13 protein-coding genes are annotated in these 12,939 nt (G+C 61.9%); 8 read left to right on the plus strand and 5 right to left on the minus strand.

From position 1 onward, the window contains the following. Positions 1-108 precede the first annotated feature (108 nt). Positions 109-714, plus strand: a complete 606-nt coding sequence (locus tag HCN50_RS19795; RefSeq protein ID WP_171711326.1) for an LOG family protein — start codon at positions 109-111, stop codon at positions 712-714. Between the two features lie 12 nt (positions 715-726). On the opposite strand, the gene HCN50_RS19800 is transcribed toward HCN50_RS19795, so the two are convergent. The 4 genes from HCN50_RS19800 to cysS form a co-directional block, all read right to left on the minus strand. Then, entirely contained in the window at positions 727-1,104 is a 378-nt protein-coding gene (locus HCN50_RS19800) for a VOC family protein (protein ID WP_171711327.1), read from the minus strand. A 130-nt stretch (positions 1,105-1,234) separates the two neighbouring features. After that, complete coding sequence (gene cimA, locus HCN50_RS19805; protein ID WP_171711328.1) at positions 1,235-2,833, minus strand: citramalate synthase; 1,599 nt, start codon at positions 2,831-2,833, stop codon at positions 1,235-1,237. Beyond that, positions 2,830-3,342 (minus strand): GNAT family N-acetyltransferase, encoded by a 513-nt coding sequence (locus HCN50_RS19810; protein ID WP_171711329.1) that lies wholly within the window; start codon positions 3,340-3,342, stop codon positions 2,830-2,832. Before HCN50_RS19810 ends, cimA begins: the two co-directional genes overlap by 4 nt. Before the next feature lie 117 nt (positions 3,343-3,459). Then, the gene (gene cysS / locus HCN50_RS19815) at positions 3,460-4,875 is read right to left on the minus strand and encodes a cysteine--tRNA ligase (RefSeq protein ID WP_171711330.1); all 1,416 of its coding nucleotides are present in this window, start codon (positions 4,873-4,875) and stop codon (positions 3,460-3,462) included. A 311-nt stretch (positions 4,876-5,186) separates the two neighbouring features. On the opposite strand from cysS, the gene HCN50_RS19820 reads away from it, so the two are divergent. Together HCN50_RS19820 and HCN50_RS19825 are read left to right on the plus strand one after the other, a co-directional pair. Beyond that, entirely contained in the window at positions 5,187-5,495 is a 309-nt protein-coding gene (locus HCN50_RS19820; RefSeq protein WP_171711331.1) for a hypothetical protein, read from the plus strand. Positions 5,496-5,667: 172 nt separating this feature from the next. Next, entirely contained in the window at positions 5,668-6,831 is a 1,164-nt protein-coding gene (locus tag HCN50_RS19825) for a DUF2865 domain-containing protein (protein WP_171711451.1), read from the plus strand. Between the two features lie 57 nt (positions 6,832-6,888). Here HCN50_RS19825 and HCN50_RS19830 read toward each other — a convergent pair whose 3' ends face one another. Next, positions 6,889-7,803 (minus strand): DUF2189 domain-containing protein, encoded by a 915-nt coding sequence (locus tag HCN50_RS19830; RefSeq protein ID WP_171711332.1) that lies wholly within the window; start codon positions 7,801-7,803, stop codon positions 6,889-6,891. A gap of 547 nt (positions 7,804-8,350) precedes the next feature. Between HCN50_RS19830 and HCN50_RS19835 the strand changes: the two genes are divergently transcribed. From HCN50_RS19835 to HCN50_RS19855, 5 genes are all read left to right on the plus strand, one after another. Next, positions 8,351-9,184, plus strand: coding sequence for a cytochrome c oxidase subunit II (locus tag HCN50_RS19835; RefSeq protein ID WP_171711333.1), 834 nt, complete (start codon positions 8,351-8,353; stop codon positions 9,182-9,184). A 75-nt stretch (positions 9,185-9,259) separates the two neighbouring features. Beyond that, complete coding sequence (locus HCN50_RS19840; RefSeq protein ID WP_171711334.1) at positions 9,260-11,035, plus strand: cytochrome c oxidase subunit I; 1,776 nt, start codon at positions 9,260-9,262, stop codon at positions 11,033-11,035. Then, complete coding sequence (locus HCN50_RS19845; protein WP_171711335.1) at positions 11,032-11,736, plus strand: cytochrome c oxidase subunit 3; 705 nt, start codon at positions 11,032-11,034, stop codon at positions 11,734-11,736. Before HCN50_RS19840 ends, HCN50_RS19845 begins: the two co-directional genes overlap by 4 nt. Positions 11,737-11,746: 10 nt before the next feature. Further along, a complete protein-coding gene (locus HCN50_RS19850; RefSeq protein ID WP_171711336.1) occupies positions 11,747-12,469 on the plus strand; it encodes a heme-copper oxidase subunit III family protein in 723 nt (240 codons plus the stop codon). Between the two features lie 9 nt (positions 12,470-12,478). Then, positions 12,479-12,886: a cytochrome C oxidase subunit IV family protein gene (locus HCN50_RS19855; protein WP_171711337.1), complete on the plus strand. Its 408-nt coding sequence runs from the start codon at positions 12,479-12,481 to the stop codon at positions 12,884-12,886. Positions 12,887-12,939: the final 53 nt, after the last annotated feature.

Here is a 12,939-nt window from a genome sequence, read left to right on the forward strand (position 1 = left end):
TGAAAGATAAATCTTTCCCCGGTTTGGTTTGATTTCGGGCCTATTTCTGCTGCATCAGCGAAGTCAACCAGACTTGAGCTTTTCTGGGTGCAGTGCCACATGGTCTCCATGGATCAAATCAAAACTGTCTGCGTCTATTGCGGCTCCGGCCCCGGTTCCAGCCCCCGCTTTGTCGAAGCCGCCATCGCCCTGGGAAAGACGTTCGCCGAGAACAAAATCCGCCTCGTCTATGGCGGCGGATCGGTCGGGCTGATGGGCGCGATCGCAAAGTCCACGCTGGATCATGGCGGCCTGGTCACCGGCATCATCCCGGATTTTCTGCGATCGCGCGAACACATGTTGACGCGCGTCCAGGAGATGATCGTCACGCCCGACATGCACGAGCGCAAGCGGCTGATGTTCGAACACTCCGACGCCTTCGTCGCGCTGCCCGGCGGCGTCGGCACCCTGGAAGAGCTGGTCGAGCAGATGACCTGGCAGCAGCTCGGCCGTCATTCCAAGCCGGTTCTGCTCGCCAATATCGACGGCTTCTGGGAGCCGCTGATCGCGCTGCTGGCACATATGCGCGAAACCGAATTCATCCGCCCGGGACTGAACGTCAACATCCTCAAGGCTGAACGGGTCGAGGACATCGTGCCGAGGCTGCGCGCCGCCGCATCGCGTGCGCCCGAAGGCGCCAGGGAAATGGCGCCAGAATTGGCGCGGAAGCTCTAGGCCGCCACGGCCTCACTCACTTGGAAACGTCACGGCTTCGATGCGGTTGCCATCGGGATCGATGACAAACGCCGCGTAGTATTTCACGCGATCATGCGGGCGAATGCCCGGCGCGCCGTCGGAACGGCCGCCGGCACTGACCGCGGCTGCGTGAAACGCATCGACATCGCCGGTCGTTTTGGCCCGAAGGCAGATATGCGTGCCGCTTTCGTGCGGCACCGGCATCATGCCGGCGCGAAGGTTGATCCAGAATTCGGGATAAGTCTTACCGAAGCCGATCGTGGCGGGACGGCTGACGAGGCGCGAAAGGCCGAGCGTTGCAAGCGTTGCTTCATAAAAACGCGCGGCGCGTTCGAGATCGCTGACGCCGACGGAGATGTGGTCGATCATGGAATGGCCCCTGCTCTCTGCCCGTCATTGCGAGCGAAGCGAAGCAATCCATACTCTCTTGCGGTGCGATGGATTGCTTCGTCGCTGCGCTCCTCGCAATAACGGTGTATGCCGCACCGCCTTGCGCACCTCACGCCGGTGCGCCCGACTTCACCAGCTTGTAGACCACGGAGTCCATCAGCGCCTGGAACGAGGCGTCGATGATATTGGGCGAGACGCCGATGGTGGTCCAGCTCTCGCCATTTTCGTCCTCGCTCTCGATCAGCACCCGCGTCACCGCTTCAGTGCCGCCATTGAGGATACGCACACGGTAATCGATCAGCTTCAGGCCCTCGATGTATTTCTGGTACTTGCCGAGATCCTTGCGCAGGGCGACGTCGAGCGCGTTGACGGGGCCGTTGCCTTCCGCTGCCGAGATCAGCCGCTCGCCGGCGACATCGACCTTGACCACGGCAAGTGCCACCGTGACGCGCTGGCCGTTGGCGTTGTAGCGCTGCTCGACATTGACGTCGAACTGCTCGACCTTGAAATATTCCGGCACCCGACCAAGCGTGCGCCGCGCCAACAGATCGAACGAAGCGTTGGCGGATTCATAGGCGAAGCCCGCCGCCTCCCGCTCCTTCAGCTCCTCGACCAGTCGCGCGAGTTTTGGATCGTTCTTCTCGTATGGAATGCCGGCGCGGTCGAGCTCGGCCATTACGTTGGAGCGGCCGGCCTGATCGGAGACCAGCACCTTGCGGTGATTGCCGACGGATTCCGGCGACACGTGTTCGTAGGTTTGCGGGTCTTTCAGAACGGCGGAGGCATGGATGCCGGTCTTGGTTACGAAGGCGCTCTCGCCGACATAGGGCGCGTGGCGGTTGGGCGCACGATTGAGCATGTCGTCGAGGGTACGCGACACCTTCATCAGGGTCGCGAGCTTTTCCGCGGTGACGCCGATCTCGAAGGCGTCGGAGAATTCGTTCTTCAGGCACAGCGTCGGGATCAGCGAACAGAGATTGGCGTTGCCGCAGCGCTCGCCGAGCCCGTTCAGCGTGCCCTGGATCTGCCGTGCGCCGGCGCGCACCGCGGCCAGCGAATTGGCGACCGCCTGCTCGGTATCGTTATGGGCGTGGATGCCGACATGGCTGCTGGGGATATGCTTAGTGACGGCGCCGACGATGACCTCGATCTCATGCGGCATGGTGCCGCCGTTGGTGTCGCACAACACCACCCAGCGCGCGCCGGACTCATAGGCCGCGCGAGCGCATGCGAGCGCGAAATCGGCGTTTTCCTTGTAGCCGTCGAAGAAATGCTCGCAGTCGACCATCACCTCGCGCCCTGCCGCCTTCGCAGCCGTGACGCTGTCGCGGATCGAGGCGAGGTTCTCCTCGTTGGTGGTCTCGAGCGCCACCCGCACCTGGTAGGCGGAGGATTTTGCGACGAAGCAGATCGCATCGGCCTTCGCATCGATGAGCGCCGCCAGCCCCGGATCGTTCGAGGCCGAGCGGCCCGGGCGGCGCGTCATGCCGAATGCGGTGAATTTGGAGTGCTGCAGGTTCGGCTTGTCGGCGAAGAATTCTGTATCGGTCGGGTTGGCCCCGGGATAGCCGCCCTCGACATAGTCGATGCCGAGTTCATCGAGCATCTGCGCAATGATCTGCTTGTCATGCAGCGTGAAATCGACGCCGTTGGTCTGTGCGCCATCGCGCAGCGTGGTGTCGAACAGATAAAGGCGTTCGCGGCTCATGTCGGCGCTCCCGGCGCGGCGCCATTGGCCAGCGCCTTCTGCATCGTGGTGTTGGCAAGCCATTCGCCGTTGAGCGAGACGGTGTTGCGCTGCTTAGGCGTATAGCCGCGCTTCCTGAACAACGGCTCTGCCGTGTCGCTGGCATCGACCGTCAGGGTTTTCACGCCGCGCGCGCCGGCAAGTTTCTCCAGCGCATCGACCAGCATGGTCGCAACGCCCTGCCCCGCGACGCTCGGATGGACGAACAGCATGTCGATATGATCGGCGCCCTTGAGCGAGGCGAAGCCAACTGGCGCGTTCTGGATCGTCGCGATCAGCGTCAGCTGCCCGGCGAGTTTCTTGCCGAACGCCGCTTCATCCTCGGCGGCAGCCGCCCAGGCCTCCTGCTGCGCTTCGCTGTAGTCGTCGCCGGTCAGTCCTTCGATGGCGGCAACGAAGATCGCCGCCAGCATCGGAACATCCGCGGGCAGAAACGGCCGCAGGCCGGGTTTGGGCAATGCCTGTCCCATCTCGTCAAAACACTCCGAACAGCCGCAAGGCCAGGCCGACCGCGGCGACGATCAGCGCCCATTTGATGAAGATGTAGTAGCGCCAGTGCTTCGGGAACGGCGTATCGGGCTTTTCCATCACGCGATCTCCCATGTGGTGACGGGTTTTCCGTCCTTGTCCTTGCCGTCCTTGATGGCGACGCCCATCGCAGCGAGTTCGTCCCGGATCCGGTCGGATTCCTTGAAATCCTTCCGCGCGCGCGCCGCCGCGCGGTCCGCAATCAGGCGATCGACCTGCGCTGCATCGATGCCGCTGGCCTGCTGCTTGCGCCCCTTCCATGCCGCGGCGCTCATCGAGAGGAAGCCGAGCAGGCGAAGCGAGGCGGCAAACTCGCCGCGTTCGCGCCCGCCGCCGGACGCCGCTGCGTTGCGCAGGCTGTGCAGGACAGCCATCGCCAGCGCCGTGTTGAGGTCGTCATAGAGCGCCTCGATCAGGGCCGGCGACGGCTCGCTGGGCACGGCGTCGGCTGCGATCGCGTACCAGTCGTCGAGCGTCTTCGCGCTTTCCTCCGCACCCTTAAGGGTCCAATCGAGCGGCGAACGATAATGCGTCTTGAGCATGCTTAGGCGCAGCACCTCGCCCGGCCAATCCGCCAGCATCTCGCGGATCGTGAAGAAGTTGCCGAGCGACTTCGACATCTTCTCGCTTTCGAGCTGCAGGAAGCCGTTGTGCATCCAGACATTCGCCATGCGGTCGGAATGGAACGCACAGCAGGTCTGCGCGAGCTCGTTTTCATGGTGCGGAAACACCAGGTCGATGCCGCCGCCATGAATGTCGAACTTTTCTCCGAGATGCTTCCAGGCCATCGCCGAGCATTCGATGTGCCAGCCCGGACGCCCCTCCACCTTAATCCCCGCAGGCGATGGCCATGACGGCTCGCCCGGCTTTGACGGCTTCCACAGCACGAAGTCGGTATTGTCGCGCTTGTAGGGGGCGACGTCGACGCGGGCGCCGGCGATCATCTCGTCCAGCGAGCGCTTCGACAGCGCGCCATAGCGCGGCATCACGGAATTGGCTTCGTTCATCGCCTGCGGCGAGAACAGCACATGGTCTTCGGCGACATAGGCAAAGCCGCCGGCAACCAGCTTCTCGATGATTTCGCGCATCTCCGGGATGTGCTCGGTCGCGCGCGGCTGCACCGTCGGGGCCAAGCAACCGAGCGCCGTAACGTCATCCTGATACTGCTGGTATGTCTCTTTGGTGACCTTGCGGATCGCCTCGTTCAGCGGCACGCCGGGGTAGTCACGCGCAGCGCGGACGTTGATCTTGTCGTCGACGTCGGTGATGTTGCGGACATAGGTGACGTGATCGGCGCCATAGCGATGGCGCAGCACGCGGAACAGCACGTCGAACACGATCGCCGCGCGGCCGTTGCCGATATGGGCGAAGTCGTAGACCGTCGGTCCGCAGGCGTACATGCGGACATTACCGGGATCGATCGGCGCGAACGGCCGCTTCTCCTTCGTCAACGTATCGTACAGACGCAAATCCATGGCAAACCCATCCCTTGCGGCCGGGCGTCCAGTGATCTCAGTTTTTGAGAAAAGACGGCCTCAGCCAGCGAATCGCTAGCTAATAATCTCGCGGCAAATGCTGCAGATGGCGAGGAAACCGTTCATGTTCCACCATTGCGGTATCGCGCGCACGCCGTCAAGGCCTTGCTTGTGCCCGATTTGAGGCGGATCAGGTCGGCAAATCCCACCATTCGCTGCGCCCCAAAGGCTAATCAAGGTTCATGGTTAATCATTATTAACACTTTGGGCCTAGTTCTGGACGCCGTCCCTTCCCCTGCCGGTGCCTTTCCATGCGACCTTCCTCCGCACTTATCGCCTGCGGCTTTCTGCTTGCCGCCTCGGCCGCTTTTGCCGACAGCCGCGTCTTCATCGTGGCCAACCAGGCCGATGGCTACGGCGTCGACCAGTGCCTCGCCCAAGGCCACACCTGCGGCGCCCACGCCGCCCGCTCCTACTGCCAGTCACGGGAATTTGCACAGGCCACCGCCTACCGCCGCATCGACCCCGAGGAGATGACGGGTGCGGTTCCAGGCGATCGCGGCGATCGCTGCTCAGGCCCGGCGTGCGGTGAATTCGTCGCGATTACCTGCCAGCGCTAGGCCTGAATATTTCCGTAGAATCAACGGCCCGTTTGCCACATCCGCGCCGTGGAAACGACGTGACGCTGCCCCGAGAAGCGGCTATTGGGATGCAGCCTTGGCCGCAGAACGCTGCCTTGGCCCCGCGATCCAGGCTTGTTGGGCCGCGCGGATCAGCCCTCAATGGCCGGATATGCTTGAAATTCGCAACCTTCGCCCTTTCCTTCGGATTTTGACCTGCGCCCTCCTGCTCGGCGCCGCCATGGGCGCGCGCGCTCTGGCGCAGACGAACGAGGACGCCATGGCGCAGATGAGCCAGGACGCGCCTCCGAACGCGCAAGGCAATCCGATCTGCATCCGGCTCGAAGGACAATTGGCAACCATCGACCGTGGCGCCGGCACCGGCGACCCCGCCAAGGATGAACAAATCCGCCGCTATCAGGAGGCCCAGGGCAAGCAGCAGGCCGAACTCGATCGGGTCTCGCTGCAGGCCAAGCGCATGGGTTGCGAAAGCTCGGGCTTTTTCTCGCTGTTCAGTGGCCGCTCAGCCGAATGCGGTCCGGTGAACAACCAGATTCAGCAGATGCGCGCCAACCTCGACCAGATCACCACCAGCCTGGAGCGGCTGCGTAGCGGCGGTATCGGCGGCACTGAGCGCGAAAACCAGCGCCGTTCGGTGCTGATCGCGCTCGCGCAGAACAATTGCGGCCCGCAATACGCCGCCGCCGCGCGCGGTCCCGGCAACTTCATCGACAACCTGTTCGGCAACAACAATACGCTGCCACCGCCCAGCGCCGATCTCGGCGCGCCGTCCGGCACCTTCCGCACCGTCTGCGTCCGCACCTGCGACGGCGGCTACTTCCCGGTGTCGTTCGCCACCTATCAGGCGCGGTTTCAGGACGACGAGCGGACCTGCAAGGCGCTTTGCCCGGCGACGGAGGCGACGCTGTTCACCTACCGCAACCCGGGCGAAGACATCAATCAGGCGGTCTCGATCAACGGCCAGCCCTATACGTCGCTGCCAAACGCGTTCAAATTCCGCACCGAGTTCAATCCCTCCTGCGCCTGCAAGGCAGCAGGCCAGACCTGGTCGGAAGCGCTGAAGTCGGTCGACGACAGGGCCGGGATCGAACAGGGCGACATTATCGTCACGGAAGAGAGCGCGAAGCGGATGCAGCAGCGCGGGCAGTCGAAAGGCGCGCCGCCGCCTGCGGCCAACAAAAAGGGCACCGCGCCCGGCGGCACCACCGCCACCGCGCCAGCACCGGCGGCTCCGGCCGACACGGCGGCCACTACCAACGACAAGGACAAGCCGATCCGTACCGTCGGCCCGACTTTCATCCCGCCGAAGCCGTAGCGCCAGCCATCGAACATCTTACGGCGGGGGGCGCGATCACGGCCTCGTATTTTGTCGCTACGGCTCGCGCTCGCGGCCCCACGGGAAGAGAGCGGACGGAAAATCCGCTGCGTAGCGGTGACCTTTCCGCCGGCGCGGTTGTTCCTGCGGAGGATTAGGATCGGGTTCGACCACTTTCCGATACAGATGCCAGGTGGCATGACCGAGTATCGGCAGAACGGCGGCGAGTCCAACGAAGACCGGCAGTGAACCGATCACCAGCAGCGCCGCGACAATCAGGCCCCACCCGGCCATCGGAACCGGATTCTTCATCACGACGCGCAGTGACGTGCGGATAGCATCGATCGCAGTCGCATGCCGGTCAAGCATCAACGGAAACGACACGACGCTGACGCACAGCGCGACGACCGCGAACAGAAAACCGACGCCGCAACCGATGATGATGAGTGACCATCCGTCCGGCGTCGTCAGCACGCGCGTTAAAAAGTCGGGAATGCTCGCAGCCGGCGCGTGGCCAAAGATTTCAACGTAGATCGCGTTCGCTGCGCCGATCCAGGCTCCGAACAGAACGAGCAGGAGCACGCCAAGCTCGATCATGGCGCCGAAGGATGGCGCCTGCAGCACGTTGAGCGCATCCCATGCGCCGACTTCCTCGCCGCGCTCGCGGCGGCGGCTGAGCTCATAGAGACCGATCGCGGCAAAGGGTCCAATCAAGGCAAACCCGGCTGCCAGCGGAAACAGCAGCGGCAGTATCGAGTAGCCAAGGACCATCCTGAACAGGGCAATACCGAGGACGGGATAAATCACGCACAGGACAACCGCGTGACTTGGCACTGCCTTGAAGTCTTCCCAGCCCAGGCGCAGCGCCTCGTTCAGGTCGGAAAGTTCGATCTTGCGAATGGGATATGTGGCGGCCTCGCCGAATACGTGCCGTCCTACTTTTGCGATGCTGTCGGAATATAGAGTGGCCATGCGCACCCTCCCGTGCTCTTAAGTTGCGGCGGTCAAAACGACGCGCCGCAACCGCGCGCCTCCGCCCTGATGTGCGAAAGTCGCGGTCGAGCCGGGTACGGCAAACCCAAGTTCAGCGAAGGAGCTTAGCCGGACGAAACTTGTCGCGACCTGCCGCGTGAGCTTAGCGCGGTTGGACGGAGAAAGCACGCACTGTTGGGTGAATTGTGCATGCGCTCAGTCGTTTGGTGCGACGCATCATTCAAGCTAGGGTGCCGGCTGGCGCTCGCCGGCTTGAGGCAGCGTGTAGCGCAGCTCCACGAGCCTTGGTTCCCTATTGATCTATTGACGCCAGCCCCGACGCGTATCATCTTAATTTCTGACGCCCCCGATCTGATGATTAGCGGTCGTAACGTGTGCTCGGTGCCACGTTTGGATGTCGCGACCGGTCAAAGTGGGCGAGGCAAGACGCACTGCGATGGCGCATGTGAAGTCAGCCGTCGAAGCAGGTGTGAGCTCCGCCCTTTGATTCGTCTCCGTTGCCTTTGGTGGCAAGGAGGAGCGAGGGATGGTTGTCGCCGTCATACTGCTCTTGGTCGCAATCGGCTCGGTGCTGTTTCACATCTACAGCCCGTGGTGGTGGACGCCGATCGCCACCAACTGGAGCTATATTGACCATACCATCAACATAACCTTCTGGATCACCGGCGTGGTTTTCTTCGCCGTGATCGCTTTCATGGCCTATTGCGTCTTCCGCTTCCATCACAAGGAGGGAAGACAGGCGCACTACAATCCGGAGAACAAGAAGCTCGAGTGGTGGCTCAGCATCGGGACGGCGATCGGCGTCGCAGCCATGTTGGCGCCTGGACTGTTCGTCTGGCACCAGTTCGTCACGGTTCCGGCTGATGCCACCGAGGTCGAGGTGATGGGCCAGCAGTGGCAATGGAGCTTCCGCCTACCGGGCAAGGATGGCCGGATGGGCACGACCGACGTCCGCAACATCAGTCCCGAAAATCCCATGGGCTTGAATCGCGACGACCCGCACGGGCAGGACGATGTCGTGATCGAAAGTGGCGAGTTGCACCTGCCGGTCGGAAAGCCGGTCAAGGTTTTGCTGCGCTCCGTCGACGTCCTGCACGATTTCTACGTACCTGAATTCCGGGCCAAGATGGATATGGTGCCAGGCATGGTCACCTATTTCTGGATGACCCCGATCCGAACCGGAACGTTCGATGTGCTGTGCGCCGAATTGTGCGGCGCTGCGCACGCGCAGATGCGCTCCAAGGTCATCGTCGAGGAAGATGCTGAATATCACGCCTGGCTGGAGCAACAGAAGACGTTTGCAGAATTGTCAGGACGAACCGCCGTTACGAAGGCGACGTACAGACCCGGCGGCAAGTAGGATGCCGCTGCTTGGATAGATCGGGTGTGAGATCAATTCATTCACCCCGATGGAAACGACCGAGGAGGTATTTCTATGGTCGATGTTCCATATGAAGCAACCGTCGACGTTCCGCCTGCCGAAGTTGCGGATGTTGAACTCTATCACCCCAAAAGCTGGTGGACACAGTACGTCTTCTCGCAGGACGCCAAAGTCATCGCCATCCAATACTCGCTGACGGCGACGGCAATCGGACTCGTGGCGCTGGTGCTGTCATGGTTGATGCGCCTGCAACTGGGATTTCCCGGCACGTTCTCCTTCATCGATGCAAATCAATATCTCCAGTTCATCACCATGCACGGCATGATCATGGTGATCTACCTGCTCACGGCGTTGTTCCTGGGAGGTTTCGGCAACTACCTTATCCCGCTGATGGTCGGCGCGCGCGACATGGTTTTCCCCTATGTGAACATGCTGAGTTACTGGGTCTACCTGCTCGCCGTCATCGTGCTTGCTTCGGCCTTCTTCGTGCCCGGCGGACCCACCGGCGCAGGCTGGACGCTGTACCCGCCGCAGGCGATTCTCTCCGGCACCCCCGGGCAGGATTGGGGCATCATTCTCATGCTGTCCTCCCTGATCCTGTTCATCATCGGCTTCACCATGGGTGGATTGAATTACGTGGTGACGGTGCTGCAGGCGCGCACCCGCGGCATGACGCTGATGCGGTTGCCGCTCACGGTGTGGGGCATCTTTACCGCCACGGTGATGGCGCTGCTGGCGTTCCCGGCGCTGTTCGTCGCCTCGGTCATGATGCTGTTCGACCGCGTGCTGGGAACCAGTTTCTTCATGCCTGCGCTCGTCGAGATGGGGCAGCAGATGAAGTATGGCGGCGGCAGCCCGATTCTGTTCCAGCACCTCTTCTGGTTCTTCGGTCATCCCGAAGTCTATATCGTCGCCCTGCCCGCCTTCGGCATCGTTTCCGACCTGATCAGCACACATGCGCGAAAGAACATCTTCGGCTATCGCATGATGGTTTGGGCCATTGTGGCGATCGGCGCGCTCAGCTTCATCGTGTGGGCACACCACATGTATGTGAGCGGCATGCACCCGCATTTCGGGTTCTTCTTCGCCACCACGACGCTCATCATCGCCATCCCGACCGCCATCAAGGTCTACAACTGGGTGCTAACGCTGTGGCGCGGCGACATTCATCTCACGGTCCCAATGCTGTTCGCCCTCGGCTTTATCATAACATTCGTGAACGGCGGGCTCACCGGCCTCTTCCTAGGCAACGTCGTCGTGGATGTGCCGCTTTCGGATACTATGTTCGTCGTCGCACATTTCCACATGGTGATGGGCGTGGCACCCATCATGGTTGTGCTGGGAGCAATCTATCATTGGTACCCCAAGGTCACCGGGCGGATGCTCAACGAGGCGCTCGGCAAGCTTCATTTCTGGGTCACCTTCCTCGGCGCCTACCTGATCTTCTTTCCCATGCACTACCTCGGACTGCTCGGCGTTCCGCGCCGATATCACGATATTGGCGAAGCGGCATTCCTCACGCCGTCCGTGCATACGCTGAATGCGTTCATGAGCGTGGTGGCGTTGATCGTGGGTCTCGCCCAGATACTGTTCCTGTTCAACCTGGTCTGGAGCCTGTTCAAGGGTAAGGCCTCCGGCGGCAATCCGTGGCGGGCAACAACATTGGAGTGGCAGACACCGGAGACGCCGCCCGGACACGGCAACTGGGGCAAGGAGCTCCCGGTGGTCTATCGCTGGGCCTATGACTACAGCGTGCCAGGTGCCCCCGAGGACTTCATTCCGCAGAACCAGCCGCCGGCGAGACGGACGGCCCAGGGGGCTGCAACGTGAGCGCCATCGTTCTGGTCATGGCGGTGATTGCAGTCATCGCCGGATGGTGGCTTTCGCAGCAACGGCTGACAGCGAAGCCCTGGCTGGAAGAAGGTTCGATCGATGACTTCCCCGGCACGGGAGCAATGACCGTGCCGGCAGCGAAGCTCGGATTGGGAGTGTTTCTCGCCGTCGCTACCTCGCTGTTCGCGCTCTTCATCAGCGCCTACTCCATGCGCATGAACATGGTGGACTGGCGGGCACTGCCGGTGCCGGCACTGCTCTGGTTCAATACCGGCGTTCTGGTTTTGAGCAGTGTCGTGATGCAATGGGCATACATGTCTGCGCAACGCGACAATATGGACGGTGTGATCGTCGGCCTCTGCGCAGGGGGAGCATCCGCCATCATATTCCTGATCGGGCAGTTGCTGGCGTGGCAGCAACTCAGTGCCGCGGAATATTTCGTGGCGTCCAATCCAGCCAATTCCTTCTTCTACCTGATCACCGCGGCGCACGGGCTGCATCTGATGGGCGGTCTGGTGGCCCTGGGGAGAACAACTGCCAAAGTATGGCGCGGCGCTGAGATGCCCCAGCTACGCCTGAGCGTGGAGCTCTGTGCCATCTACTGGCACTTCCTGCTGTTGGTCTGGCTGGCCTTGCTTGGCCTGCTGACGGGCTGGACTGACGATTTCGTCGACATCTGTCGCCGGCTACTCACCTAGGAGAGACCAGATGGCAGAGACTGCGCTGACAGATCATGGGGAGCCGGCCGCGCGGGCTGCCGGCTGGCGGGGCATTGCCGCCGATTGGTCCTCCGATCAGCGCGCGTTCAAGAATGTCTCCTGGGGGAAGGCCATGATGTGGATCTTCCTCCTGAGCGACACCTTCATCTTCAGTTGTTTCCTGCTGTCCTACATGACCGCACGAATGTCCACGACCGTGCCGTGGCCGAACCCGAGTGAAGTCTTCGCTCTCAACATCGGCGGCACGCACATCCCGCTCATCCTGATCGCCATCATGACATTCATCCTGATCAGCAGCAGCGGGACGATGGCGATGGCCGTCAATTTCGGCTACCGCCGCGATCGCGTCAAAACCGCAACCCTGATGCTGGTTACCGCGGCGTTCGGCGCAACGTTTGTCGGCATGCAGGCTTTCGAATGGACCAAGCTGATCATGGAAGGCGTGCGGCCTTGGGAAAACCCCTGGGGCGCGGCGCAGTTTGGTTCGAGCTTTTTCATGATCACGGGCTTCCACGGCACCCACGTGACGATCGGCGTGATTTTCCTGATCGCGATTGCGCGAAAGGTCTGGCGGGGCGACTTCGACGTCGAAAGGCGCGGCTTTTTCACAAGCCGGAAGGGCCACTACGAGATCGTCGAAATCACCGGCCTGTACTGGCACTTCGTCGATCTGGTGTGGGTGTTCATCTTTGCCTTTTTCTATCTTTGGTGAGGCCAGCGCATGACAAACGTAGCGGTAGATTTAGGAGCCCAGCAACCCTCGCTGCACACTCACAAGCATGATGCAGCCGCCGTGGCCGCCGCAGCCAGGCACGCCGAGGGACAGCAGCACCCGATCAAGCTCTATCTCGTGGTCTGGGGATGGTTGTTCGTTCTCAGCACCTGCTCCTATCTCGTCGACTACTTTGGCCTCCACGGCTATCTCAGATGGTCGCTGATCCTGCTGTTCATGGTGTTGAAAGCCGGCTTGATCGTCGCCGTCTTCATGCACATGGCCTGGGAGCGGCTGGCGCTCGCCTATGCCATCCTGCTGCCCCCGGTGCTGGTGCTGGTCTTCGTGGCCATCATGGTGTTCGAATCCGAGTACACGCACCTGATCCGGGTGCTGTTCTTCGCATCGCCGACTTGAGTACCGCCGCCTCGCGCCAGAAGGAGGAGGTTTTTCCCGAAGCCGCCCTATCG

Origin of the sequence: Bradyrhizobium archetypum (genome assembly GCF_013114835.1) — a bacterium.
Classification (GTDB): Bacteria; Pseudomonadota; Alphaproteobacteria; order Rhizobiales; family Xanthobacteraceae; genus Bradyrhizobium; species Bradyrhizobium archetypum.

Excerpts from the sequence above, each read along its gene's own strand:
- HCN50_RS19795 (WP_171711326.1), top strand. The coding sequence starts at position 109 with ATGGATCAAATCAAAACTGTCTGCGTCTATTGCGGCTCCGGCCCCGGT.
- HCN50_RS19800 (WP_171711327.1), bottom strand. The coding sequence starts at position 1,104 with ATGATCGACCACATCTCCGTCGGCGTCAGCGATCTCGAACGCGCCGCG.
- cimA (WP_171711328.1), bottom strand. The coding sequence starts at position 2,833 with ATGAGCCGCGAACGCCTTTATCTGTTCGACACCACGCTGCGCGATGGC.
- HCN50_RS19810 (WP_171711329.1), bottom strand. The coding sequence starts at position 3,342 with ATGGGACAGGCATTGCCCAAACCCGGCCTGCGGCCGTTTCTGCCCGCG.
- cysS (WP_171711330.1), bottom strand. The coding sequence starts at position 4,875 with ATGGATTTGCGTCTGTACGATACGTTGACGAAGGAGAAGCGGCCGTTC.
- HCN50_RS19820 (WP_171711331.1), top strand. The coding sequence starts at position 5,187 with ATGCGACCTTCCTCCGCACTTATCGCCTGCGGCTTTCTGCTTGCCGCC.
- HCN50_RS19825 (WP_171711451.1), top strand. The coding sequence starts at position 5,668 with ATGCTTGAAATTCGCAACCTTCGCCCTTTCCTTCGGATTTTGACCTGC.
- HCN50_RS19830 (WP_171711332.1), bottom strand. The coding sequence starts at position 7,803 with ATGGCCACTCTATATTCCGACAGCATCGCAAAAGTAGGACGGCACGTA.
- HCN50_RS19835 (WP_171711333.1), top strand. The coding sequence starts at position 8,351 with ATGGTTGTCGCCGTCATACTGCTCTTGGTCGCAATCGGCTCGGTGCTG.
- HCN50_RS19840 (WP_171711334.1), top strand. The coding sequence starts at position 9,260 with ATGGTCGATGTTCCATATGAAGCAACCGTCGACGTTCCGCCTGCCGAA.
- HCN50_RS19850 (WP_171711336.1), top strand. The coding sequence starts at position 11,747 with ATGGCAGAGACTGCGCTGACAGATCATGGGGAGCCGGCCGCGCGGGCT.
- HCN50_RS19855 (WP_171711337.1), top strand. The coding sequence starts at position 12,479 with ATGACAAACGTAGCGGTAGATTTAGGAGCCCAGCAACCCTCGCTGCAC.